This is a genomic window from Moheibacter lacus (assembly GCF_014042165.1).
GTDB lineage: Bacteria > Bacteroidota > Bacteroidia > Flavobacteriales > Weeksellaceae > Moheibacter > Moheibacter lacus.
The window spans coordinates 86,572-112,323 of record NZ_JACDZE010000005.1; the positions used below are offsets into that span (position 1 = coordinate 86,572).

General features: G+C 38.1%; 23 protein-coding genes. 11 read left to right on the forward strand and 12 right to left on the reverse strand.

All coding sequences use genetic code 11. The annotated features are described in order from the left end of the window. The first annotated feature begins 45 nt into the window (after positions 1-45). The 3 genes from HU137_RS12685 (at position 46) to HU137_RS12695 (ending at position 4,812) form a co-directional block, all read left to right on the forward strand. Entirely contained in the window at positions 46-1,428 is a 1,383-nt protein-coding gene (locus HU137_RS12685; RefSeq protein WP_182044227.1) for a tetratricopeptide repeat protein, read from the forward strand. A 113-nt stretch (positions 1,429-1,541) separates the two neighbouring features. Further along, positions 1,542-3,512, forward strand: a complete 1,971-nt coding sequence (locus tag HU137_RS12690) for an alpha-ketoacid dehydrogenase subunit alpha/beta (RefSeq protein WP_317169926.1) — start codon at positions 1,542-1,544, stop codon at positions 3,510-3,512. Positions 3,513-3,612: 100 nt separating this feature from the next. Then, the gene (locus HU137_RS12695) at positions 3,613-4,812 is read left to right on the forward strand and encodes a PQQ-dependent sugar dehydrogenase (RefSeq protein WP_182044228.1); all 1,200 of its coding nucleotides are present in this window, start codon (positions 3,613-3,615) and stop codon (positions 4,810-4,812) included. Positions 4,813-4,874: 62 nt separating this feature from the next. Here HU137_RS12695 and HU137_RS12700 read toward each other — a convergent pair whose 3' ends face one another. The 10 genes from HU137_RS12700 to HU137_RS12745 form a co-directional block, all read right to left on the reverse strand. Then, on the reverse strand, positions 4,875-5,402 hold the full coding sequence (locus HU137_RS12700; RefSeq protein WP_182044229.1) for a DinB family protein: 528 nt from the start codon (positions 5,400-5,402) through the stop codon (positions 4,875-4,877). Between the two features lie 176 nt (positions 5,403-5,578). Further along, on the reverse strand, positions 5,579-6,205 hold the full coding sequence (locus HU137_RS12705; RefSeq protein WP_182044230.1) for a carbonic anhydrase: 627 nt from the start codon (positions 6,203-6,205) through the stop codon (positions 5,579-5,581). A gap of 69 nt (positions 6,206-6,274) precedes the next feature. Next, positions 6,275-7,042 (reverse strand): succinate dehydrogenase/fumarate reductase iron-sulfur subunit, encoded by a 768-nt coding sequence (locus HU137_RS12710; protein ID WP_182044231.1) that lies wholly within the window; start codon positions 7,040-7,042, stop codon positions 6,275-6,277. A 45-nt stretch (positions 7,043-7,087) separates the two neighbouring features. After that, positions 7,088-9,100: a fumarate reductase/succinate dehydrogenase flavoprotein subunit gene (locus HU137_RS12715; protein ID WP_182044232.1), complete on the reverse strand. Its 2,013-nt coding sequence runs from the start codon at positions 9,098-9,100 to the stop codon at positions 7,088-7,090. Further along, positions 9,097-9,780 (reverse strand): succinate dehydrogenase cytochrome b subunit, encoded by a 684-nt coding sequence (locus HU137_RS12720; RefSeq protein WP_182044233.1) that lies wholly within the window; start codon positions 9,778-9,780, stop codon positions 9,097-9,099. The genes HU137_RS12715 and HU137_RS12720 overlap by 4 nt, the downstream gene beginning before the upstream one ends. Before the next feature lie 126 nt (positions 9,781-9,906). Further along, entirely contained in the window at positions 9,907-11,037 is a 1,131-nt protein-coding gene (bshA, locus tag HU137_RS12725) for an N-acetyl-alpha-D-glucosaminyl L-malate synthase BshA (protein ID WP_182044234.1), read from the reverse strand. 67 nt (positions 11,038-11,104) lie between these two features. Beyond that, positions 11,105-12,763, reverse strand: coding sequence for a WG repeat-containing protein (locus HU137_RS12730; protein ID WP_182044235.1), 1,659 nt, complete (start codon positions 12,761-12,763; stop codon positions 11,105-11,107). A 155-nt stretch (positions 12,764-12,918) separates the two neighbouring features. Next, a complete protein-coding gene (locus tag HU137_RS12735) occupies positions 12,919-13,500 on the reverse strand; it encodes an LOG family protein (RefSeq protein ID WP_182044236.1) in 582 nt (193 codons plus the stop codon). 44 nt (positions 13,501-13,544) lie between these two features. Further along, positions 13,545-16,415, reverse strand: a complete 2,871-nt coding sequence (locus tag HU137_RS12740; protein WP_182044237.1) for a glycoside hydrolase family 3 N-terminal domain-containing protein — start codon at positions 16,413-16,415, stop codon at positions 13,545-13,547. Positions 16,416-16,488: 73 nt separating this feature from the next. Further along, positions 16,489-17,163 carry an SIR2 family NAD-dependent protein deacylase gene (locus tag HU137_RS12745; RefSeq protein WP_182044254.1) on the reverse strand — a complete coding sequence of 225 codons (675 nt, stop codon included), beginning with the start codon at positions 17,161-17,163 and terminating at the stop codon, positions 16,489-16,491. Between the two features lie 80 nt (positions 17,164-17,243). Here HU137_RS12745 and HU137_RS12750 point away from each other — a divergent pair, with 80 nt between their 5' ends. Genes HU137_RS12750 through hemL form a run of 7 tightly spaced genes read left to right on the forward strand, consistent with a single transcriptional unit; the run spans position 17,244 to position 23,230 of the window. After that, positions 17,244-18,572 carry an RsmB/NOP family class I SAM-dependent RNA methyltransferase gene (locus HU137_RS12750; protein WP_262890140.1) on the forward strand — a complete coding sequence of 443 codons (1,329 nt, stop codon included), beginning with the start codon at positions 17,244-17,246 and terminating at the stop codon, positions 18,570-18,572. Positions 18,573-18,581: 9 nt separating this feature from the next. Next, complete coding sequence (locus tag HU137_RS12755; RefSeq protein ID WP_182044239.1) at positions 18,582-19,049, forward strand: DUF1572 domain-containing protein; 468 nt, start codon at positions 18,582-18,584, stop codon at positions 19,047-19,049. 37 nt (positions 19,050-19,086) lie between these two features. Next, positions 19,087-19,584, forward strand: a complete 498-nt coding sequence (locus HU137_RS12760; protein ID WP_182044240.1) for an LIC11966 family surface protein — start codon at positions 19,087-19,089, stop codon at positions 19,582-19,584. Between the two features lie 9 nt (positions 19,585-19,593). After that, positions 19,594-19,920: a hypothetical protein gene (locus HU137_RS12765; RefSeq protein ID WP_182044241.1), complete on the forward strand. Its 327-nt coding sequence runs from the start codon at positions 19,594-19,596 to the stop codon at positions 19,918-19,920. A 60-nt stretch (positions 19,921-19,980) separates the two neighbouring features. After that, the gene (locus HU137_RS12770) at positions 19,981-20,892 is read left to right on the forward strand and encodes a 1-aminocyclopropane-1-carboxylate deaminase/D-cysteine desulfhydrase (protein ID WP_182044242.1); all 912 of its coding nucleotides are present in this window, start codon (positions 19,981-19,983) and stop codon (positions 20,890-20,892) included. After that, entirely contained in the window at positions 20,889-21,950 is a 1,062-nt protein-coding gene (locus tag HU137_RS12775) for a glucosaminidase domain-containing protein (RefSeq protein WP_246361567.1), read from the forward strand. Before HU137_RS12770 ends, HU137_RS12775 begins: the two co-directional genes overlap by 4 nt. Further along, complete coding sequence (gene hemL, locus HU137_RS12780) at positions 21,950-23,230, forward strand: glutamate-1-semialdehyde 2,1-aminomutase (protein ID WP_182044243.1); 1,281 nt, start codon at positions 21,950-21,952, stop codon at positions 23,228-23,230. The genes HU137_RS12775 and hemL overlap by 1 nt, the downstream gene beginning before the upstream one ends. Positions 23,231-23,384: 154 nt before the next feature. Here hemL and HU137_RS12785 read toward each other — a convergent pair whose 3' ends face one another. After that, positions 23,385-24,503 (reverse strand): NAD(P)/FAD-dependent oxidoreductase, encoded by a 1,119-nt coding sequence (locus HU137_RS12785; protein ID WP_182044244.1) that lies wholly within the window; start codon positions 24,501-24,503, stop codon positions 23,385-23,387. 61 nt (positions 24,504-24,564) lie between these two features. Here HU137_RS12785 and HU137_RS12790 point away from each other — a divergent pair, with 61 nt between their 5' ends. Next, entirely contained in the window at positions 24,565-24,891 is a 327-nt protein-coding gene (locus HU137_RS12790) for a translation initiation factor (RefSeq protein WP_182044245.1), read from the forward strand. A 53-nt stretch (positions 24,892-24,944) separates the two neighbouring features. Here the strand turns inward: HU137_RS12790 and HU137_RS12795 are convergent, their stop codons facing one another. After that, on the reverse strand, positions 24,945-25,325 hold the full coding sequence (locus HU137_RS12795; RefSeq protein WP_182044246.1) for a GreA/GreB family elongation factor: 381 nt from the start codon (positions 25,323-25,325) through the stop codon (positions 24,945-24,947). Between the last annotated feature and the right edge of the window lie 427 nt (positions 25,326-25,752).

The window sequence follows — 25,752 nt, forward strand, 5'->3', positions numbered from 1 at the left end:
ATAAAAGGTTCCATCTGATGATTGAAAAACAATAATAATAAACAGATGAAAAAAATAGTTTTATCATTAGCGGCTTTGGTGATGTCCTTGGGCGTTTTTGCACAAGAAAAAGAAATTGAAGCTGCATTTTCTGCCGTTGAGTCCAACAATACTTCTTCAGCTAAAACTGAATTGGCGAAAGTGGCTTCGCAAATGAATGCCAATACCATCAGTCCTGAATTAAAAGCAAAATATTATTATGCCGCAGGACAAGTCGCTTTAAAAGAAGGAAATTCTATAGAAGCTGCCAAAATGTTTGGCGAAATGGGAAAATTTGAAAACGGAACCATGTATTCCGTGAAAAACAAATCCACCAAACAAACCGAATATTATGCAACAAAAGCAGATGCTGATGCAGCTGTTGCCAATGGTGATTATGCTAAACCAAAAGAAGAAAAACTGACACCTAACTTAAGTTTGAAAGTGCAAGAATCTTTGCGTACAAAAGCCGAAGCTGTCTTAAAACAAGCCAATGATGCTTATCAAGCTGATAATGCAAACCTTGCTGGTGATAAATTTTTAGAAGCATCTTATTTAGCGAAGGCAATCGGTGGTGATGGTGATTTATTTAAATATAATGCAGCTCTCAGCTACCACAAAGCCGAAAACTTTCAAAAAGCATTTGATACTTATAAAGAATTGATCAACGAAGGTTATACCGGAGAATCTTCTTCTTGGGTCGGTAAAGACAAAGCTTCAGGTCAAGAAGTTTCATTTAACACCAAAGCAGAAGCAGACACCCAAGCCAAACTAGGTTTGGTAACCGGCGTGAAAGAAGTAAAATCACCTTCTGTTGAAAAAGAATTGTATATGTATGCTTTGCGCACATTGGTTGGACAAAAAAAATACGACCCTATCGTTGAAAAAATTTCCAACAAATACGGTAAAGACAACGAAATCCAAACTTTGGTCGGAAATGTTTACCATAACTCTGGTCAATCAGATCTTTTTCTAGAAAAATTGATCGAAAACACCAAAATCGATCCAAACAATGCAACCAATTATTTCAACATCGGAATTCTTTACATGGATCAAAATAAGAACGAAGAAGCTTTGGCCTACTTTGACAAAGCCATTCAAGTAGATCCGAAGTTTAAAAATGCTTATACCAATGCGGCAATTACCATTGTAAAACCGGAAAAGGAATACATTGAATTGATCAATGCGAATTTAGGAAATTCAGCAAAAGAGAAACAATTGTATAAAGAAAACACTGAAAAACGTAAAGCACTTTATACCAAAGCTATTCCTTATTTGGAAAAAGCATTTGAACTCGACAAAACCAGCTTTGATAGCGCTAGATTACTAAGACAAGCCTATCAAACCGCTGAAATGTTTGACAAAGAAGATGCCATGCGCGCAATTGAAAAATCATTGGAGAAAAAATAATTTTTCAAATCAATACATTTTAACCTGTTGTACCGAGTGAAACAAAGTATAACAGGTTTTTTTATATTTTTCAATCAAAGAATTTCCTAATTTTGACCTTCAAATTTTAATCCGTGGCGACAACTTACTCTGATTCCCAATACCTCGAATTCTATAAAAAAATCCTCCTTCCTCGTATGATCGAAGAGCGAATGCTCATCGGACTCAGACAAGGAAAAATATCCAAATGGTTTTCTTCTTGGGGACAAGAAGGAATTTCTGTCGGAACGGCTTTGGCAATGCATCCCGACGAATACATGTTGACCATGCACCGGAATCTCGGGGTTTTTACCGCTCGCGAAATTCCTCTAAAAAGACTTTTCGCCCAATTTCAGGGAAAAGCCGAAGGCTTTACCAAAGGCCGTGACCGTTCTTTTCATTTCGGAACGCAGGAATATAAAATCGTCGGAATGATTTCCCATCTCGGCTCCCAAATGGGTGTCGCAGACGGAATTGCACTGGCCAATTTGTTGCAAAAAAACAAACAAGCCACGCTCGTTTTTACTGGAGACGGTGGCGCAAGCGAAGGTGATTTTCACGAAGCGGTTAACACCGCTGCCGTTTGGCAATTGCCGGTGATCATCATCGTCGAGAATAACCAATGGGGACTTTCCACGCCTTCATCCGAACAGTTTCGCATGAAATCTTTTGCTGACAAAGGAATCGGATATGGAATTGACGCGGTTTCCATCGATGGAAATAACTTTCTTGAAGTTTATGAAACCGTCAAACATTGGGCAGAAGAAATCCGGAAAAATCCACGTCCGGTACTTATCGAATGTATGACTTTTCGTATGCGCGGACACGAAGAAGCCTCAGGTACGGCTTATTATCCCGAAGGGTTGATCGAATCTTGGGAAGACAAAGACCCGATTCTCCGATTTGAAAATTTATTGAAAGAAAAAGGAATTCTGACCGACAAATCCATTCAGAAATTGCGAAATGATTTAAGCGAATTTGTTTTAAGCGAATTAGAAGCTGCCGATGCTTTACCGAAAATCATTCCTAATAAAGAAACCGAAATCAACGATGTTTTTGCTCCGTTTTCCAACGAAGAATTTGTTCCTAAATCCATTTCCAATCGGGAAATTCGGTTCATCGATGCGATTTCAGAAGGATTGGACGAAGCGATGAAACTCTATCCCGAATTGGTTTTTATGGGACAAGACATCGCCAAATATGGCGGTGCTTTTAAAGTTACCGAAGGATTTTTGGATAAATATGGAAAAGACCGTATCCGAAATACACCACTTTGCGAAGCCGCCATCATCGGTGCCGGTTTAGGATTATCAATTTCGGGACAAAAAAGTATGATCGAAATGCAGTTTTCCGATTTCGTAACGGAAGGATTCAACCAAATCGTGAATAATTTGGCGAAAGCTCATTACCGATGGAACCAGAATGCCGATGTCGTAGTACGAATGCCGACGGGCGGTGGCGTAGCAGCCGGACCTTATCATTCGCAATCCACAGAAGCTTGGTTTACAAAGGTTCCGGGACTGAAAGTGATTTATCCGGCGACACCGGAAGACGCCAAAGGTTTGTTGTTGCAATCTTTTGCCGATCCCAATCCCGTAATGTATTTTGAACATAAAAAATTATACAGAAGTTTAAAATCAACTGTTCCGGAAGGTTATTATACAGTCCCGTTTGGGAAAGCAAGAATTCACCGAAAAGGAGAAGAATTGTCCATCATCACTTACGGTATGGGCGTTCATTTGGCATTGGAAACTTTAAAAAAACATCCTGAAATCGATGCGGAAATTGTCGATTTACGGACGTTGGTTCCTTGGGATAAGGAAACGGTTTTGAATTCGGTACGAAAAACAGGAAAAGCAATTGTTTTGCACGAAGATACGTTGATCAGCGGATTTGGAGGAGAGATCGCGGCGGTCATTTCAGAGGAATTATTTGAAGAATTGGATGCGCCGGTTTTCCGTGTAGGCAGTATGAATACACCGATTCCTTTTGATGCAGAATTGGAAAAACAATTTTTGCCGGATGCAGAATTTGAAGAGAAATTATTTAAATTGTGGAGGTATTAAATATGAAACTTTTCTAAGGAACAATTTTTGTGGAATTCATCGGAAATCTCAAATTATGCATTTCCGAAATCCAATTTTTCTTTGCAGCTTTTTATTTTTTATGCTAATCAGTTGTTCGCAAAAAAACACGAGTTCTACGGCTTCGAATTCTTCTAATTCTACAGAAAATCTCGCTCCGGTCGAAACCGAAAAACCGAATTCCGATTACAAATCCGCTTTCAAAGGCCAAACCCGAGTTGCCGGCGTGAAAACTACAACGCCTTATCAAGTGGATGTTTTAGCGGAAAGTCTGACCAAACCTTGGGCCGTGATTCCCCTACCCGATAGTCGTTTGCTCATCACCGAAAAAGCCGGGAAAATGCAAATCTATGATGCGACCGGATTGCGAGTCAAAACCATCGAAGGATTTCCGGAAGTGGATGACCGCGGACAAGGCGGATTGCTCGATGTAGCTTTGGATCCGGATTTCCAAACCAATCAAATGATTTATTGGTCGTTTTCTGAAGAACAAGCCGACGGAAAAAATTTGATGGCGGTTGCCAAAGGGAAATTGAATGAAAATTCCGGGAAAGTTGAAAATCCAACCATTATTTTCCGTGCGGTGCCGGCGATGGACAGCTCCTTGCATTACGGTTCCAGATTGCAATTTGATAAAGATGGAAATTTATTTGTGAGTACGGGCGAACGTTCGATCATCGAAGGTCGTGTGCAGGCACAGGATTTAAAATCGGCATTGGGAAAAATATTTAAAATCACGAAAGACGGCGATCCAGCTCCGGGAAATCCGTTCGTCGGAAAAGAAGGTGTTATTCCTCAAATTTATGCATACGGAATTCGGAATGCGCAAGGTTTGGCGATTCATCCCGAAACAGACGATTTATGGGAAACGGAGTTTGGACCTCGTGGGGGCGATGAGTTAAACCGCATCGAAAAAGGAAAAGATTACGGTTGGCCGACGATTACGTATGGAATCGAATACGGCGGCGAGGAAATCGGAAATCCGCCGATCCAACAAAAAGAAGGAATGGAACAACCGATTTATTATTGGGATCCGGTGATTTCGCCAAGTGGAATTGTGTTTTATGAAGGAAATCAAATTCTCGAATGGAAAAACAATCTGTTCATCGGTTGTTTGAGCGGTCAACATATCAATCGTGTCGTACTAGAAAATAATAAAGTGGTTGGAGAAGAACGATTGTTAGAAGATGAAAATCAGCGTTTTCGGGATATTGCCTATTTTGATGGAATGCTGTATGCGGTGACAGATCAAGGAAGGTTGTATAGAATAAAAAGAAAATAGGAATTTTGTTAACCTCCAAGGTTTTCGTCGGAATGAAAATTAACCTTGGAGGTTAATTACAATTATATTAAAGATAAATATCGTTCTTTAATCACATTAAAATGATGAATCTGATGTCCAACTATCGAATAACCCAATGCAAAAATCGACATTTGGTTTTGATGGTTTTCGCCATAAAAATAAGGTTTCATCAAATCTTCTTTGTCAAAAGATTGGAACAAAGCAATCGTAGCGCTTCGGGTTATGATGAAATCGTCTTTTAACGCTTCCCAAGTTTTTTGATTGGCTTTTGAATTTGAAGCCAAAATATCTTGATCGTGACCCGGCGGTCGATTTTCCTCTTGCCGTACATAAATCAAAGCCCGATAAGCAAAAATCCTTTCCCAATCGATGATATGCTGGATGATTTCTCGGATTGTCCATTTCCCAGGTGCATAAACATTATCGCCGATGGCTTTTAATTCCTCCCAATTCCAGTCTTGAAATTCTGCCAAATGTTTATCCAAAGCGGCTTTCAAAGGTAAATCTTGTACCAATTGGATATAGGTTTGGTAATGAACCGGTTGTTCTTGAATATCTGATTTTTTCATAGTATTTTTAAACTTTGTGTTCTAAACAAAAACATTGTGTCCTTTTGTGATTCACTTTGTGTGCTTTGTGGTTTTCACACCGAACCGCCTGTCAGCGAAAAGAGGATCGAAGGCTTAACCACAAGGTACACAAAGAATACACTTAATCCCGATGCATCGGGACACAATTTTATTACCTACCCTAAATTATAAATCTCCATAATTCCTTTCAATTCTTTTTCAAAATCGAAATTCAAATCGATCAATTTCCCCGAATGAATGTCAAAAACCCAGCTGTGCACTTTCAGATTTCGTTCTTTGTAAGCTTTTTGAACCGCAGCGGTTTTCACCAAATTGATGCATTGTTCTTTGACGTTCAATTCGACCAAACGATTGTATCGCTCATTTTCATCCTGAATTTGGTTCAATTCTGTTTTGTGTAAACGATACACATCGCGAATGTTTCGGAGCCAAGGATTCAAAATCCCCAAATCTTTTGCTTCCATCGCTGCCTTCACGCCCCCACAGAAATAATGCCCGCAAACCACGACGTGATTTACTTTCAGATGATCAACTGCATAATTTAAAACCGACATTACATTCAAATCAATGCTGATGACCATATTGGCAATGTTACGATGAACAAAAATTTCTCCCGGTTTTGCACCGATCATTTCTTCTGCAGAAACACGGGAATCCGAACAACCGATGTAGAGAATTTCAGGGCTTTGGCCTTTTGAAAGTTCTTTGAAATATTCGGGTTCTGTTTCGATTTTTCCCTGAATCCATTTTTCGTTATTGATAAAAATTTGTTTGAAATCCATAAAACGAATTTAAAAAGAAAAAGCCGACAATCTCTGCCGGCTCCATATAAAATTATGAATAAAAACCAATTATTCTTCTGAAACGATTTTGGCACTAAGATATTCACGGTTCATTCTAGCGATATTCTCCAACGAAATTCCCTTTGGACATTCCACTTCACAAGCGCCGGTGTTGGAACAGTTTCCAAATCCTTCTTCGTCCATTTGGGCGACCATTTTTTGTGCTCTTCTTGAAGCTTCCACTCTACCTTGCGGCAACAAAGCGAATTGGGAGATTTTGGCACCGACAAACAACATCGCCGATCCGTTTTTACAAGCCGCTACACAAGCACCACATCCGATGCAAGTCGCAGCATCAAAGGCATTGTCAGCATCGGCTTTTGGAACGGGAAGTGAATTGGCATCGATGGTATTTCCTGAAGTTCCGATGGAAACGAAACCTCCGGCTTGTTGAATTCTATCAAAAGAAGAACGATCCACGATCAAATCTTTGATCACCGGAAAAGCAACAGAACGCCAAGGTTCGACATAAATGGTTTCGCCGTCTTTGAACATCCTCATATGCAATTGGCAAGTCGTGATTCCGGTGTCAGGACCATGCGGACGACCGTTGATGTAAAGCGAACACATCCCACAGATTCCTTCACGACAATCGTGGTCAAAAGCAACAGGTTCTTTGTTTTCCGAAATCAATTGTTCGTTGAGTTGATCCAACATTTCCAGAAATGAACTGGCAGTGGAAACATCGTTTAGTTTGTATGTTTCGATTTTACCTTTGGCTTTGTCGCTTTTTTGTCGCCAAATTTTCAACGTGATATTTATATTTTTTGCTGCCATATTTTAATTTTTTCGATATACGAATTTCGAAGTTCGAATTTCGTTTTATTTATAACTACGTGCTTTCAGTTCGATAAACTCGTATTTCAATTCTTCTTTGTGCATTTCTTCTTGGTTGATGTCGGTTCCTTTGTATTCCCAAGCCGCTACGAAAGTAAAATTCTCATCGTCACGAAGCGCTTCACCTTCTTCCGTTTGATATTCTTCTCGGAAATGACCGCCACAAGATTCATTTCTCATTAAAGCATCTTTTGCCATCAATTGTCCCAATTCCAAAAAGTCTGCTACACGTATCGCTTTTTCCAATTCAGGATTCAACTCATCATTGGTTCCGGGAACAAATACATCTTTGTAGAATTCTTCTCTGAGTTCTGCAATTTCTTGAATTGCTTCTTTCAACCCTTCTGCATTTCTCGCCATCCCAACTTTGTTCCACATAATATGTCCCAAAGCTTTGTGGAAACTATCTACGGAACGCGTACCTTTATTATTGATAAAGAAATTGATTTGATCTTTCACTTCTTTTTCTGCTGCGTCAAATTCAGGAGAATTCTCCGAAATATGTCCGGTTCGGATATCTGCTGCCAAATAATCGGCAATCGTATATGGAATTACAAAATAACCGTCGGCCAAACCTTGCATCAAAGCTGAAGCACCCAAACGGTTCGCTCCGTGATCGGAGAAATTGGCTTCGCCCAATACGAAACAACCCGGGATCGTACTCATTAAATTATAATCCACCCAAACGCCACCCATCGTGTAGTGAACCGCCGGATATATTTTCATCGGGGTTTCATACGGATTTTCATCTGTAATTTTTTGGTACATCTGAAAAAGGTTTCCGTATTTGTCCTCTACCCATTTTTTACCTAATTTTTCGATTTCCGCATCAGATGGGTTGTGATTTCCTTGCGCAAAGGCAACTTCTTTTCCTTTCTTTTTGATTTCGGTTGAGAAATCAAGAAAAACGCCTTCATTTGTATCATTGCTTTCAATTCCAAATCCGGCATCACATCTTTCTTTTGCCGCTCTGGAAGCCACATCACGCGGCACTAAATTTCCAAAAGCCGGATATCTTCTCTCCAAATAATAATCTCTTTCCTCTTCCGGTATGTCTTTGGCTTTTAATTTTCCTTCGCGTATTGCAACTGCATCTTCTTTCTTTTTCGGCACCCAAATTCGTCCTGAATTCCGCAATGATTCGGACATCAAAGTCAATTTGGATTGGTTGGTACCGTGAACCGGAATACAAGTCGGGTGAATTTGCACATAACAAGGATTCGCAAAATAAGCGCCTTTTTTATGGATTTTCCAAGAAGCCGTGACGTTAGATCCCATCGCATTGGTCGACAAGAAATATACATTTCCGTATCCGCCGGAAGCTATGACCACAGCGTGCGCCGAATGTCTTTCGATTTCTCCCGTTACTAAATTTCTGGCGATGATTCCTCTTGCTTTTCCGTCAACGATTACCAATTCCAACATTTCGTGTCGGTTGAACATTTCAATTCGTCCCAAACCGATTTGACGGTTCATCGCGGAATAGGCACCCAACAATAATTGTTGTCCGGTTTGACCTTTGGCATAAAAAGTACGACTGACCTGAACACCACCAAATGAACGGTTGTCCAAATATCCGCCGTAATCCCGTGCAAAAGGAACGCCTTGTGCTACACATTGGTCGATGATATTGGCCGATTCTTCCGCCAAACGGTGAACGTTTGCTTCACGTGCGCGGTAGTCACCACCTTTAATGGTATCATAAAACAATCTATAAACAGAGTCGTTGTCTCCTTTGTAATTTTTTGCAGCGTTGATACCTCCTTGAGCTGCAATAGAGTGCGCTCTACGAGGCGAATCTTGGTAACAAAATGCTTTGACTTTGTAACCCAATTCGGCCAATGAAGCTGCAGCTGAACCACCTGCCAATCCGGTTCCGACCACGATGATTTCGATGCGGTCACGGTTGTTTGGCGCTACTAAATTCAAATGCGCTTTATGTTCGCTCCATTTTTGAGAAATATGTCCTGCAGGTATTTTTGAATCTAATTTGCTCATATGATTTCATTGACTTTTAAATAATTAATAATGGCAATCAACACAAATCCAATTGGAATCACGATTGCAAATGCTTTTCCGAAAGATTTGATCAACGGATTGTATCTTTTGTGGTTGGCTCCTATGGACTGGAATGCAGACTGGAAACCGTGTAACAAATGCATCATCAATAAGAAGAAGGCGAAAACATACGCCAACACTCTCCATGGACTTTGAAATTTATGAAGCAATTCTTCATAATATCGGTTGGGATCTTCCGGTAATGCATGCACGTATTTATGCGAAATTTCCGGAATCCAGAAATCGATAAAGTGCAAGACCAAAAATCCGAGAATCACTGCTCCACTCCAAATCATGTTTCTGGACATCCAAGTAGAGTTCGCAGCTTTATTGCTCACCGCATAATTCACCGGACCTCTCGCGGATTTGTTCTGGATTTCCAACACAAAACCCATTACAAAATGAAAAACAACCGCAAAAATTAAAACCGGTTGCATCAAATATTGAATGAAAGGATTGTATCCCATAAAGTGGGAAGCTTCGTTAAATGCTGATGGGCATATAACGGATAACGAATTGATAATGAAGTGTTGTAACAGGAAAATCAGCAAAAATAATGCTGACAAAGCCATCGCAAATTTTTTCCCGATGGATGACCGGAATAAAGCTTCTTTTGCCATAAAGCAGATTTTGATTTGATTGGAAACAAATGTAGAAAAGTTAAAAAATTTTAACAATGAAAAATATCATTCAATTGCGCTCTAGGCTTAGTTTAGAATGATTCTATAAAATTAAGGCACTTTTTTTTAGGCTTTCTGAAGGATGGAATAATACAATTCTTCATACAGAGGAAGGACGTTTTTTTTGTCGAATTTAAAGGCTTGTTTTTTGGCATTTTCTTTAAATTCGGACAAAACTTTCTCATCTGAAAGCATTTCAATTCCTCTTCGTGCCATACCTTCCACATCTCCTACCGGTAAAACAAATCCGGTTTGCCCATCGATGTTTACTTCAGGAATCCCTCCTGCATTGGAGGAAATCACGGGAACTCTTGCTGCCATCGCTTCCAAAGCCGCCAATCCGAAACTCTCTTTTTCTGAAGGCAATAAAAATAAATCGGACGAACATAAGACGTTATACAATTCATTTATTTTTCCTAAATTTTTGACTTTATGTGCAATGCCCAAATTTTGAATCAAAGCGTTTGCATTTTCCCATTCAGGTCCTTCGCCCACGATGATCAATTTGGAAGGTATTTCTTTTTGGATTTCGTAAAAAATGCTCACCACATCATTTAATCGCTTCACTTTTCGGAGGTTGGAAACATGAATGATGACTTTTTCTTTTTTTTCTGCCAATTGATTTCGACAACCACAGTCCTCCTCTATTTCATATTGTTCATTGTCAATAAAATTGGGAATCACTTCAATTTCGTTTTTGATAGAAAAGAATTCGTAGGTTTCTTTTTTCAAACTTTCTGATACGGCTGTAACTTTATCAGAATGGTTGATGGAAAATTCGACCGCCGGTTTATAAGCTGGATGATTTCCTACCAACGTAATATCAGTTCCATGAAGTGTCGTGATGATCGGCAATTCGATTCCTTTTTCACGCAACATTTGCTTCGCAAAATAGGCTGCGTATGCATGAGGAATGGCATAGTGTACATGCAACAAATCCAATCCATGCGACTGCGCAATGTTGACGATGATGGTACTCAACGCCAAAGAATAAGGTTGATATTCTTCAAATAAAGGATAAGTTTCGACGTTGACTTTATGAAAATAAATATTGGAAATCGTGATGTCCAGCCTTGCAGGTAAACTCGTACTGATGAAATGAATCTCATGACCGCGTTCTGCCAAATCCATCCCCAATTCTGTCGCCACAATTCCACTTCCGCCATAGGTCGGATAACAAACGATCCCGATTTTCATTCCTTTAAATTTGGGTATAAAATTAGTTTTTTTTTGTCGAATTGGATTCGTTATAATTAAGTTAAAACTAAGGCATCATAAAAATCCTCCCGATTTCAGAAGCATAGTTCTCCAATTTTCCGTTTTCATCCATCAATCCAAACAGATGAAATCCCTTTTTTCCGTAGTAATCTTTGAAATAAAATGCTGGATAATCCGGAAAAATCGGCTCGATGATTTCAACAATTACTTCTTGATTTTCTGAATTAAAATTGGACATCACAACACCATAATTTCCATCTTGTTTCAACACCATGAACCGATGAACCGCTGAACCTCTGGTTTTTAAATTATTCATCCCTATTGCATCATACTGCAAAGGCAGAACCATTTGGTTGTCGATTTTTACCAGTCCCATTTTTCCGTTTTTGTAGATAGAAATATTGGGCGAAATTTTCACATAATAAGATGTCCTTTGTTCTTGAACTTTTACCGGCGAGGTTTTTTTCTCGACTACCAATTCCAGTTTTCCTGATTTTGGGTTCAATTCAAATACTTTCATTTGACCAAAAATTGAATCATATTCCATCGGAATCACTTGATTTCTATTCAAATCCAATGTTCCACATTTCAGTTTGCCTTCAATTTTTTTACAAGCCAAATAATGCTGCGTACCGAAATAAGCCAGTGAATCAAAATCGGCCTCCATTATTTTCCCATTTTGAATGAATCCAAATTTCCCCTCTTTTTTATACAACATATCTTCAGCTTGTTTTTGCAAATAAGGCTGAATAAAAAGTGGTTTGATTTTTTGATTCAATGGGATTTTGGTTGAAATACCATCTTTCTGATAAATTAAAGTATCCTCTTTTAAATCATAGAATTTTTCTGAAACTTGTTTTTTCGATGGATTTTCAGCTTCAACTTCGGGTTTATTTTCTATCCTTTCTTCATATTTTTCTTGGCTGGATTTTTTTTCCGGGACTGCGCCCACCAAATCTTCAATTGTAAAATAATCCTTTTCTCTTTTGACGACTTTTTTTCGATCTGTTCCGTTTTTGTCTTTATAAGCCAAATAAAAAACTTTGGCATTTACATCAGCATCTACGATTTTAAAATCGGTTACATCTTGAAACAGGCATTCTTTAAATTTCCCAGCATCTGCATCAAAAACACACATTTGGAACTGTTTCTGAAAATTTTCTGTAAACAATAAAGCGTATTTGGAACGAAGCGAATTTCGATTGCTTACGCCGATCGTATCCACCAACTCCAAACGTCTAAACCCTTCAGAATGAACATTTTCCCCTTTTGAATTGAACAAAAAGAAAAGTGGACCCTTTCCATTTAAATTGTCAAATTCGGTTTGATTCAAACTTATTTTTGCCGGATCACCTACAACCCTGGCTTGTATGAACATTTCTGGAAAAACTTGAAATCCACTATAAGGACCAGCAGAAATTAATTCTTTTCCTTTGTACAACAAACCTTTGGCAGAAATCATTTGTTTTCTTTCTACAAAATTTCCTGGTGCGGTTTCCAATTTGTCGTTCAATTGTATTTTTGCTGTGGTTTGAAAATAATCACCTCCTAACCAAATTATTTCTTCATATTTTGGTTCTACCACAATTTGCTCTTGCTCATCTACCAATCCAAATTGATTCCCAACTTTATACGGAATCATCATTTCTTGTGCAGATGCCAATATTCCTAAAATTAAAAACCCAAAAACTATTATCTTATTCATTTATTAAACGTATAATGTTTTACTTTAACCGAAATAACTCCTTAAATCATCATTTTGTCATGATTTTTGTTTGCTTCACCCCAAAAATACACGCCAAAATTTTCATTTCACAATTACCTTAACCTCTCCAACTCACCCACTCATCCACGCAAAAACTACATCACCTTACTCCCGTCCCATTTGGTTTGAAACGGAACTTCATACAAATTCATCTGACTGAGCAAATCATCAATCGAATCACTCACCAACAGCATTTTTTTGTATTCGTCTTTTAACAATCCGGCAGCAATCATCGATTCGACCAATTGTATCAACGCATCATAATATCCATTGACATTTAAAATCCCTATTGGTTTTCGGTGCAAATCCAATTGTCCCCAGGTTAGGATTTCAAATAACTCCTCCATCGTCCCAAATCCGCCCGGAAGCGCAATAAACCCATCCGATTTTTCTTGCATCAGCGCTTTTCGTTCGTGCATAGTTTCAACAGTAATCAGCTCAAAAAGAGTTTCATGTGCGATTTCTTTGGTTTGAAGAAATTCAGGAATGATGCCGATTACTTTTCCATTTTTGGAAATTGCACCATCGGCGACTTTTCCCATCAGTCCGACTTTGGCTCCACCGTAAATCAATTCGATTCCATGTTCCGCAATCGTCTTTCCCAACTCAAACGCAGTTTCACCGTAAATCGGGTCGTTTCCTAAACTTGAAGCACAATACACACAAATGGATTTCATGAATTATTTTGAATTTTGAATGTTAAATTTTAAATGAATTTGTTTTAATGAAACTTCACTACTGCGTCATATAAAGCTTGACGGACATTTTCTCGGTATTTTCCGTTGGCCAATTTTTTATTGTCCACACTCGGGTTCACGCGGTTCGACAAAAAAACCAACACCAATTGCTCGTCCGGGTCATTCCAAACCATCGTCCCGGTATAACCATAATGACCATAACCATTATTGGACGAACCGGAAAGTTTATCAAAACCAGCTCCTCGCCTATTGCCTGAATATTGGTCTTTGGTAAATTCAGCAATGGTTTGTGGACTGAAAAAGGTTTGACCGCCATAACTTCCACCGTTCAGATACATCTGCATCAGCTTGGCTAAATCCTGAGCGGAAGAAAATAATCCGGCGTGTCCGGCTACACCACCCATCATCGCTGCACCTTCATCCTGTACAAATCCATGCAACAATTGATTTCGATAGATTTTATCTTTTGCAGTCGGAATAATTTGTTCCAAATCCAATTGATTTCGTGGAAGATAGAAAGTTGAGCTCATTTGCATAGGTCTGTAAAGCTTTTCATGCACCAACGAATCCAACGGCTTTTTGTATTTCTTCTCTAAATATTCTTGAAACAAATAATACCCTAAATCGCTGTATTGATACTTTTTCGACCCCAATGGCGCATACAAAATATCGGTCATGATGGTATCTTTAATCGTCCCGATGATGTAAATGTTATCAGTCACTTTGATGGGATGTTCTTCGTCTTGTTTCCGCGAATAATAATCCAAATACAAACGGGCGTTTTGGACATTGACCGATTCTTTGTAAAACCCAATCCATGGCGGTAATCCGGCTTGGTGTGCTAGAATTTCCCGAAGTTTCAGCGTTCCTTTATCGGTACGTCCGGATTCCGGTAAAATACTCGCCAAATTCTGATCGAGATTCAATTCGCCTTTGCTCACATCTTCCATCAAAAGCGGAAGTGTAGCGGTAACTTTCGTTACTGAAGCTACATCGTAAACATCTTTAGAAGAAACTTTTTTTTTTCGTTCGATGGTTTGGTAACCAAAGGATTTATCGTAGATCACTTTTCCGTTTTTTGCAGCGACGATTTGAAGTCCGGGCGTAGCGCCATCGTCAATTGCTTTTTGTGCCAATTCATCAATTTGTTGGATCACTTCAGCTTTCATCCCAACTGCTTCCGGAATGGCAAATCCCAAACGTTGCATCGCATCTGTTTTCAGCGTTTTCCCAAATTTCCAATCCGAATTTACATCCACCGGCAATTTTCCTTTTGCACCGATAGCGCCAAAAATAATTTCGGCAGCTGCGTTTTGGGTCATGTCCAGATTCTGATACATCACCATCGCTGCTTTGGTCGAACTCAAATCCAAATTCATCAATCCATAAGGACTTCCAAACAAAGCCAGGATCACATTTCTATTTTCAGAAGCTGCTTTTACGATGGCTTTTGCATTATCTGAAATTTTATAACTTTTATACGGCGATTCATTGGATTTATGCAATCCGATGATGACATAATCATAGTCTTTTAATTTCGAAACTTCAGCTGCCGATTTGATTTTGACCAAATCTGTCGTAACGTGAAAATTTAGATTTTGATAAAAAACACCATAATCCGACTCTTCTAAGGGAACATACGCAATTTTAATGTTGATCAAATTTTGAATCGGCAGGATTTCTCCTTCGTTTTTGATCAAAGTGGCTGCATTTTCATAGATTTTAGAAGTCAAAATCTGATAATTGGGTTTGTTTAGATTTTGAACCAAATCTTTTGTGTCGATGGGTTTGGAATTATTTAGACCTACGAAATATTTCGCCATCAATATTTTTTTCACACTTTCCGCCAATCTTTCTTCGGTGATTTCGCCCGAATTAATTTTTTCGATGATTTTTTGTTTGGCCGTTTTCACATCCTGCGAAAAAAGCAAAATATCATTTCCCGCTTCAAATGCCATCAAATCCACTTCTCCAGGCGGATATTTCTTTGCAACACCGTCCATGTTTAAAGCGTCCGTTACGATCAACCCTTTAAAATGCATTTCGTTTTTCAATAAATCCGTTACAACTTTTTTAGATAAAGTTGTCGGAATTCCACTGTCATCAAGCGCCGGAACGCTTAAATGTGCGACCATAATCGCCGGAACACCTGCATCGATCAATTTCTGAAAAGGCGCCAATTCTATGGATTTCAATCGCGCTAAATCATGTTCCACAACCGGAGTTGTATAATGCGAATCTGTACTGGTATCGCCATGACCGGGAAAATGTTTGGCTGATGCCAAAACGCTCTTTTCCTTCATTCCAAGCATATAATTAATGCCTTTATCGGCCACATTTTGCACATCTGATCCGTAAGAACGATTCCCGATAATCGGATTTTTTGGATTGGTATTGACATCCACAACCGGTGCAAAGTTAAAATGAACACCCATCGTATTGGCTTGTTCGCCGATGGCATTTCCCATTTCTTTGACGATTTGATTGTCTTCCACAGCACCTACGGTCATCGCCCATGGAAAACGTTTCACTTCTTTTAAACGCATGGAAAGTCCCCATTCCGCATCCATCCCTATGAGCAATGGAATTTTCGCGACTTTGTTGTATCGGTTAGTCAATTCTCCTTGTTTCACCGCCAAATCTTGCATAAAAATGAGTCCGCCGATGGCTTCTGTTTTGACTAAATTTTCGATTCCTGCTTCATGCGCTGCATCTTTGTTGGAATAAGCAGCGACGATAAATAATTGACCTACTTTTTCTTCCAACGTCATGGCCTTGTACTTTTCATCGACCCATTTCAACTGCAAAGAGTCGACAAATAAGGGCGAATCTATTTGTGCAAAAAGATTTTGGACAAAAAGAAATAGGGTAATGACGGTAAGGATCTTCTTCATTTATCTCAAATTTAGTTCGGGATTTATCAAAATTCTTTCCAAAAAACGTAAATTTATTTGAATTGGAAAAATACTATTTAAATTCCAAATCCTTTACACCCTGCGTTGCTGTTTTTCGGATGACTTGGATGTGGGGATTGTTTGGAATAGAAACGGAATGGGGATCGATTACAAAAATAGGTTTTCCATATTCCATAAAATCAATCAGAGATGCAGCCGGATAAACCTGCAAAGATGTTCCGATGACCAACATGATATCTGCGGTTAAAATTTCTTCAATTGCTTCTTCCAATTTAGGAACCAATTCACCAAACCAAACGATATGCGGTCGGAGCTGTGAACCGTCTGCTGCTACATCTCCAATATTTATATCTTCCGACCAATCCAGAATTAGATTCTCATCTTTTTCACTTCGAACTTTTAACAATTCGCCGTGCAGATGGATGATTTTAGAAGAACCAGCACGTTCATGTAGGTCATCCACGTTTTGCGTAATGACGACGACATCGTATTTTTCTTCCAATTCTTTTAGAAAATAATGCGCTGAATTGGGTTGTACTTCTTTTAATTGTTTTCGCCTCAGATTGTAAAAATTTAACACCAGTTCCGGATTCCTTCTCCAACCTTCGATAGATGCAACTTCCATGATGTCATGATTCTCCCAAAGTCCGTTTGCATCCCGGAAAGTTGAAATCCCGCTCTCCGCACTGATTCCTGCTCCAGTGAGAACGACTATTTTTTTCTTGATTGGATTCATTTGACTAAAATATCAAATTTGTAGAGACGGATTGCAAACCGTTTTTAGGTTTTGATTTATTTTTGCATTTGATGAATAAACTACCCGCATCATTTTTGGAGCGAATGAAATCGAAATTTTCTGAAGGAGAATTTCAAGACTTTCAAAATGCTTACGAATCAAAAATTCCGCAATCGATTCGTCTAAATCCCAAGAAAAACATTCAAAAATTTTCAGAATTACCAACTATTCCTTGGAATGAAAATGGGAAACTTCTATCGGAGAATCAAATGTTCATTACAGATCCGCTCTGGCACTCAGGCGCTTATTATGTTCAGGAGTCTTCTTCGATGATTTTGAGAGAAATTTTTCATCAAATTTTCACGGAATCCAAACCGAAACGCGCTTTGGATCTCTGTGCAGCTCCAGGTGGAAAATCTACTTTATTGCAAAGTTTATTGTATGAAAATTCGGTGTTGATTGCCAACGAAGTCATCAAACCAAGAGCACAAATCTTAAAGGAAAACCATATCCGTTTGGGAATTTCTGAAAATCTCATCATCACGCAAAACGATCCCAAACAATTCACAGAATTGGACGAATTTTTTGATTATATCCAAGTCGATGCGCCTTGCAGCGGTGAAGGAATGTTCAGAAAAGATGACATAGCGATGCGCGAATGGTCAGAAGCCAATTGTCAACTTTGCGCAGAACGCTCCAAACGAATTCTCGCAGACATTCTCCCAACTTTAGCTAAGGATGGTTATTTGGCGTATAGTACGTGTACTTTTAACCCAAAGGAAAATGAAGAATTGGTGAATTGGGCGTGTGAGGAATTTGATTTGAGTTCTATCCAATTTGATTTTCCGGAAAATTGGGGAATTGAAGAAGTTGAATTAAATGGTGTTTTTGGGTATTATTTTTATCCGCATAAAGTTCAGGGTGAAGGTTTATTTGTTTCGGTCATGAAAAAGAATTCGGGTTTTGGATTACTCAATCTTCCCGATTCAAAAAAAGGGAAATCCATTCAAATTCCAGATTTGGTTGAGAGCGAAAACATCAAGGAAGAAAATGGAATGATCATTTGGGAAACAAATGAACTCAAAACGGTAAAAAATTATATTTCGAAGAAATTGAATATCGTTTATTCGGGCATAGATTTAGGTGAATTAAAAGGCAAAGATTTCATTCCGGCACAAGCTTTGGCCAATTTTCATCAAAAATTACATCATTTTCCAGAAGTAGAATTGGATGAAAAATCTGCTTTGGAATTTTTACGTGGAAATGACCCAGATTTAGATTTAGAAAAAAAAGGAATTTATCTTTTGACTTATGAAAATTTAGGTTTGGGATTTGTGAAATTCATCGGAAACCGATCCAATAATTATTATCCAAAACCTTGGCGAATTAAAAATTATTAATTTTAATCCATGAGAAATTCAAAAGTTCTTGCAGACCGTTTCAGAGAAGTTATCCTGAACGGAACATTTATCGCGTATACCAACTACAAACAGGAATTAAATAATTTGTCGTGGGAAATAGCGGTTAAAAAAGTAGAGAATCTCAATACGATTGCTGACTTGGCGCAGCATATACATTATTACATCGCCGGTGTAAAACAAGTTTTCAACGGAGGTTCGTTAGACATAAAAGATCAATTCAGCTTTGATTTCCCTCCCATTACAACTCAGAAAGAATGGGCAGATTTTTTAGATAAATTTTGGGAAGATGCAGAAGAATTCGCCTTTTTGACAGAGCAAATGAGCGATGAAAAATTGCAAGAAAGTTTCGTGGATGAAAAGTACGGAACCTATTTGCGAAACATAGATGCAATGATCGAACACGCCTATTACCATTTGGGACAAATTGTTTTAATAAAAAAAATGTTGCTTTCCTAATTCAAATCGAATTTCTTAATTTTGATAAAACTACGGTATGAAATCAATCGGTTTACTCATTTTCATTTTTCTTTTTCTAACTTCCTGTACGGGCGAAACCGCCATTGATTATAACGACACCATAATTAAACCCCAATTGAAAATCGTGGAGCAAATGGACTCTATTTTCATTCCGGAAAACAGTTATGCAACCATTCAGAAACATCGGAAAAAATTGGTAGAAACGGCAGAATCGGGTTTAGAAGAAACACAAATTTTGAGTGATTTCCAAGGCAATGAAACTTTCAAAAAATCGGCAGTTGATTATTTTACTTATGTGAAAACGTATTTCGGAGAAACACCCGGAATCGATAGTATTTTGTATAAATTCAATTCTCCGGAACGACTCAAATCCCTTTCAGAAGGCGTTTATAAGGATACACAAGGTCATTTCAATCGATTTTTGGAATTGGAAAACAACTTATTGAGCGAACAACAAAAATTTGCTGTCGAATTCAATTTAAAATTGGACTATCGACAACTGGAAACGCCTTAAATTTGCACTATGTTTGTCGTGGTCATTTCTTGGTTATTTGCAAAAAACTTTCGGGGTTTGGCGATTTATCCTTTTATTTTTTTGCGTGAAAAAGCCCTAAAAGAAAATCTAAATATCATCAACCATGAACGCATCCATTTGCGTCAACAAATCGAAATGCTTTGGATATTTTTCTTTTTGTGGTACGGATTCGAATTTTTGATTCGCTGGATTCAATTCAAAAACCCATTGGTAGCTTATTTCAACATCAGTTTTGAAAAAGAAGCTTATGCAAATGAAATCAATTTGGACTATCTGAAAAACCGGAAATTTTGGTCTTTTACGAAGTATTTATAATCATAACTTTGCACTCTTCCTTTCATTCTTTGCGAACTTTGCGGTTAACTACACAATCAGATGATCTCATTCCCTAAAATACAATCCGAAATTCAATTTCTTGAAAAGAAAAATGACATAGAAATTTCAATTTTGCGTGAAGATCAAATTCATGCTGAAATTTCCGGCAATAAATTCCGAAAGTTAAAATACAATTTGGAAGCATTCTCCAAAGGAAATCATGATGCACTTCTAACTTTTGGTGGAGCTTATTCCAATCATATTTCCGCTACAGCTGCTGCCGGAAAAGTATTTGGCGTAAAAACCATCGGCATAATTCGCGGAGAAGAATTAGCTGAAAAAATAAATGAAAACCCGACACTGACTTTTGCTCAAAGTTGTGGAATGCATCTCAAATTCATTTCGCGAGAACAATACCGAAACAAAAATTCTCCGGAATTTTTGGACAAATTAAAATCGGAATTCGGGAATATTTACATTTTACCGGAAGGTGGAACTAATGAACTAGCGGTAAAAGGTTGTGAAGAAATTCTCCGAAATCATACAAAGGATTTTGACTTTATTTGTTGTCCGGTAGGAACTGGAGGAACGATTTCGGGATTGATCAATTCGGCTGAAAATCATCAGAAAGTTTTGGGTTTTCCGGCTTTGAAAGATTCCGACTATTTGGTCAATGAAATAAATCGATTTACAAATCGTTCCCATTTTGAGCTGATTTCTGATTATCATTTCGGCGGATACGCCAAAGTAAAACCCGAATTATTGGATTTCGTTAACGGATTTAAAGCGCAATTTGATGTAACTTTGGATGCGATTTATACCGGGAAAATGATGTTTGGAATATATGATTTGATAGAAAATGGATATTTCCCTCCAAAATCAAAAATTCTTGCCGTTCACACAGGTGGAATTCAGGGAAATGCGGGTATGAATCAAAAATTGAAACAAAAAAATAAAAAGCTGATCGTATGATGAAACGAAATTTGGGATTGATTTTACTCTTTTTTATTTCACAAATATTCGCACAAGAATCCCGGGATTTGGATTACATACGTGCGCATGCCCTTCTGGCAGTTGAAGAAATGGAATTGTACAAAATCCCTGCGAGCATCACGCTTTCGCAAGGTATTTTGGAAACCGGAGGTGGTCAAAGTCGTTTGGCCGAAATCGCCAACAATCATTTCGGAATCAAATGCAAAAGTCCGAAAGAATGGAGCGGACCGACCATCAGCCATACCGATGATGCACCAAACGAATGTTTCCGCAAATACGGAACTGTTCAAGAAAGCTATCGGGATCATTCCAAATTTCTGGCGGAAAGACCCTACTACAAAGATTTGTTCAAATTAAAACTGCATGATTATAAAGCTTGGGCGCATGGTCTGAAAAAAGCCGGATATGCGACCAATCCAAAATATGCAGGAATTTTGATTTCGAGAATTGAGAAATACAATTTGGATCAATTTGATAAAATTACTTCTTTAGAAGTTTATGCCAAATTGGAAGAATTATATGGAAATTTTGACAAAAAGGTCATGCTTTCAAGTGTTCCGGTTCCTGCTGTTGTTCCGGTACCGGTTCCAGTGGTCACAGTAAAAGACGAACCGCTTATCGCATCTGCAAAACCTAAAACATCCAATGCATCAAAAGAAATTAGAGTTGAGAAGCGAATGGAAAACCCATTTTTGCGCATAAAAAATCATCCGGTTGGTGTGAATTATGTCGTAGCACAAGAAGGTGAATCATTAGTTTCATTAGCACAGCTTTATGAATTCAAAACCAAAGAATTAGCTTCCTATAACGAACTACCAGTTGATGGGAAATTAATTCCTGGCCAATTGGTATTTTTAGACAAAAAGAAAAACAAAGGAGCGCAAAAAAATTATACTGTACAAGCTGGCGAAACCATGTATTTGATCGCCCAAAAAGTTGGAATGAAAATTTCAAAATTATATAAATTGAACAAAATGGAAGCCGGTCAACAACCGAAAGCCGGAACAATATTGAATCTGAAAACCCGAAAAAGATAATGATTTACCAAAGAAGCAGTGCGCTATTTCAAGAAGCGCAAAATTTCATTCCCGGAGGCGTAAATTCACCAGTACGCGCATTTAAATCTGTAGGCGGAACACCTATTTTCATGAAAAAAGCACAAGGTGCTTATCTGTACGACGAGGATGGAAGAAGCTATATCGACTACATCAATTCTTGGGGACCGATGATCTTAGGGCACACCCATCCCAAAGTTCTGGAAGCCGTAAGTTTACAATTGGAAAAAGGGTTTTCATTTGGAACGCCTACAGAATTAGAAGTTGAAATCGCAAAATTCATCACAGAAAACGTCCCAAATGTGGACAAAATCCGAATGGTGAATTCAGGAACAGAAGCTTGTATGAGCGCAATTCGACTTGCTAGAGGCTTTACAAGGCGCGATAAAATCATCAAGTTTGAAGGCTGCTATCATGGTCATTCGGATTCGTTTCTGATCAAAGCCGGAAGTGGCGCGATTACATTTGGAAACCCGAACAGTCCCGGCGTTACACAAGGAACTGCAAAAGATACATTGTTAGCGATTTACAACGACATTACATCTGTAAAAAACTTATTTGAAAACAATCCGGAGGAAATTGCTGCTGTGATCATCGAACCGATTGCCGGAAACATGGGCTGCATCGTTCCTGAACCTGGATTCATGGAAGAGTTAAGAAGAATTTGTACTGAAAATGGCGCATTGTTGATTTTTGACGAAGTGATGACCGGATTCAGACTAGGATTTGAAGGCGCTCAGAAAGCATTGAATATCGATGCGGATTTGGTTTGTTACGGAAAAATCATCGGCGGCGGATTTCCGGTTGGAGCTTTTGCTGGAAGAAGCGAAATCATGGAGCATTTGGCACCAATCGGACCGGTTTATCAGGCAGGAACCTTATCAGGAAATCCCATCGCCATGCGTGCAGGGTTGACCACATTATCCATTTTGCATGAAGATTTAAAATTATACGAACGCATCAACGAAACCACCAAAATCCTTCACGAAGAAATTTCATCCCTTCTCTCCGAAAAAGGAATTGCGCATACTGTGAACCGATTTGGATCGATGATTTCATTCTTTTTTGGTGATCATAAAGTGAAAAATTTCGATGATGCGCAAAAAGCTGATCACGGTGTTTTTAACCAATTTTTTCATCATCTGCTGAAAGAAGGAATTTACCTCCCACCTTCTGGTTATGAAACTTGGTTTATTTCGGACTCCATCGGAAATGAAGAAATTGAAAAGACATTGGAAGCGGTGAATACTTTCGAAATTTAAATTCGTAAATATTTAAATGTCAATAATTTAATTGGATTAATTGATCTTATTGTTCAATTAGAATAACTACATGAAGTATGTTAATAAATTAGATTTTTATCATGATTTTTGATAATCAAATCATTAAACCAGAAACCATATACTGCACTACGCGTTAATAATTTACCATATCGGCCAATTCTTCACCAACCAAACTCCCTATCGCAATTCCGGTTCCGGTAAGCCTAACGCCGCAATAAACGTTCTCTGAGAGTTGTTTGACGATAGGATTTCGATGCGCACCCATGCCCATGATTCCGCTCCATCGGTGTTCGATTTCGAACGATTCACCTGGTAAAATGATTTCTTTTAAATAGGTTTCCAATTGATTTTGAATCAAATCAGTCGTGCCAAATTCGGTTGTAGTTTCACCATGGATATCTAGATTTCTTCCACCACCAAAGAGAATTCGGTTCCCTATATTTCTAAAAAAATAAAAACCCTCATCCATGTGGAAACAGCCTTTCAATTTTAAATCTTCAATCGGCTTGGTTACGAGCACTTGCGCTCTTGCCGGAACCACATCTAGATCATAAAGTTGTTGCGTAAATGCGTTGGTACAAAGCATAACTTTTTTGGATTTTAACTTGAACTTATTGTTTAATTCTAATTCAACAAAATTCTCTAAATCAGATAAATTGGATACTTTCATGTTGTTCAACACACCTATTCCCTTTGATTGAACCAAAGCCAATAAAGCTTTCATCATTTTTCCGGTATGGATTTGTCCTTCAAATGATGTTTCAATCATACCGATGGTATTTTGAAAGCCAAAATTCTGATTGGATTTTTTAAAGGATTTGGCATCAAAAATTGGGAAAATCCATTGGTTAATTTCATCGATTTGATCCAAACTTTTTTCCATCATTTCCCGATCTTGATTTCGGAAAACTTCGTATCCTCCCCAACTATGAAAGTCAATTTTCTGATCTCCTAAAAGCTTTCTTAGTTTTTGCAATCCCTTCCATCTTCTTTCGACCAATCGATAGATTTCTTCCACTGGATTGGATTCTAAATACCAAAGGATTTCAGAAAGGGTTCCAAAACATGCAAATCCGGCATTTTTAGTACTGGCGCCTTCCGGTAGAATTCCTTTTTCAAGCACCAGAATTTTGGCCTCCGGATACTTTAATTTTAAATGGTAAGCCGTACTCAATCCGACGATCCCACTACCGATGATGGTAAAATCAACGTTTCGGAAATAAGTATCCAATTCCCAATAACTTAAATTCATGATAAATCTTTTAAAAGTCAAATTTAGATTTAAATTCTCTAAAATTTTGTAGGTTTGGGGAATGGATTTACAAGATCAATTGAAAAATTTATTTCCGGATCATATTGTTTCTGAAGAGGAAAATCTAGAGGAAACTTCCGATTTATGGATGCAAGATGAGCCTATCATTTGCAAATATGAAAAGCGAAAGGGAAAACCTCAAACCATCTTAGAAGGCTATACCGGAGCGGATGAAGATTTCAAAAAATTGGCCAAAGAAATCAAAAAATTACTTAGTGTGGGAGGTAGTTTTAAGGATGAAAAAATCATCATTCAAGGAGATTATCGCGATAAAATCATGGCATTTCTTAAAGAAAAAGGGTTTAAAGTGAAACGCGTCGGCGGTTAAAAATCATTATTAAAATAAAAAACGGAATGAATCTGCTCATTCCGTTTTTATATTTAATCCTGAATTTCTTCAACGTTTAGAATTTCTAATTTTCTTTCTCCTTCTTTAAAAGGCCAAAGAAAACTATCACCCGTTTTTCTCCCAATCACGGCTAGTGCGATGTTTGAAGTAATGGAATATTTACCTTTCTTTCTTTTTTCCTTGTTGGAATCTACAAAAAAGTAAATATCTTCCGAGTTCAAAGTATGGTCTTTTATGGTAACTTTACGGTTAACCGTCACCCTATCTTCCGGTAGATCTTTTCTTAAAACTTGCTGAGCAAATTTCAATTCATTATTGAGTAAATCTTCTTCTGATTGGGTTACTTTTTTTCTTCTGACCTGATCTTTTACCAAGTCATAAATTCCGGTTGTAACAATAATATTATCTAACATTTTAATTCTCTTTTTTAACATTTGCTATCCGCCATAAATCAAACTCATACCATAAAGAAAGCCTCTTGGCCTTCCAAAAGTTCCAAACGGTAAGCACAATAATTTAATTCACCTCTAAATTCCCTGTCATGAGTTGAGACAGGGGTTAAAAAAGAAATTCTTTTGAGTCTTGAAGAAATATATCATCCAAAAGATAGGACAACGACTGAATAAGTGTTGCAGCAAAATAGACGCTATAAATAAAATATACCCTCATTTCACTAAAATCTTTACGAAGATAGGACTAAAACTTTGGACAAACAAACTTGTTAAGGTAATAAAACGGGGGTGCTATTTAAGGCATTGTTGCACTTCAAGTGAATTTAATTGCGAATGCTAAATAAATTCTGTGGCAGAAAAGCAATTGACCTAAAACGACCCCCTGAAA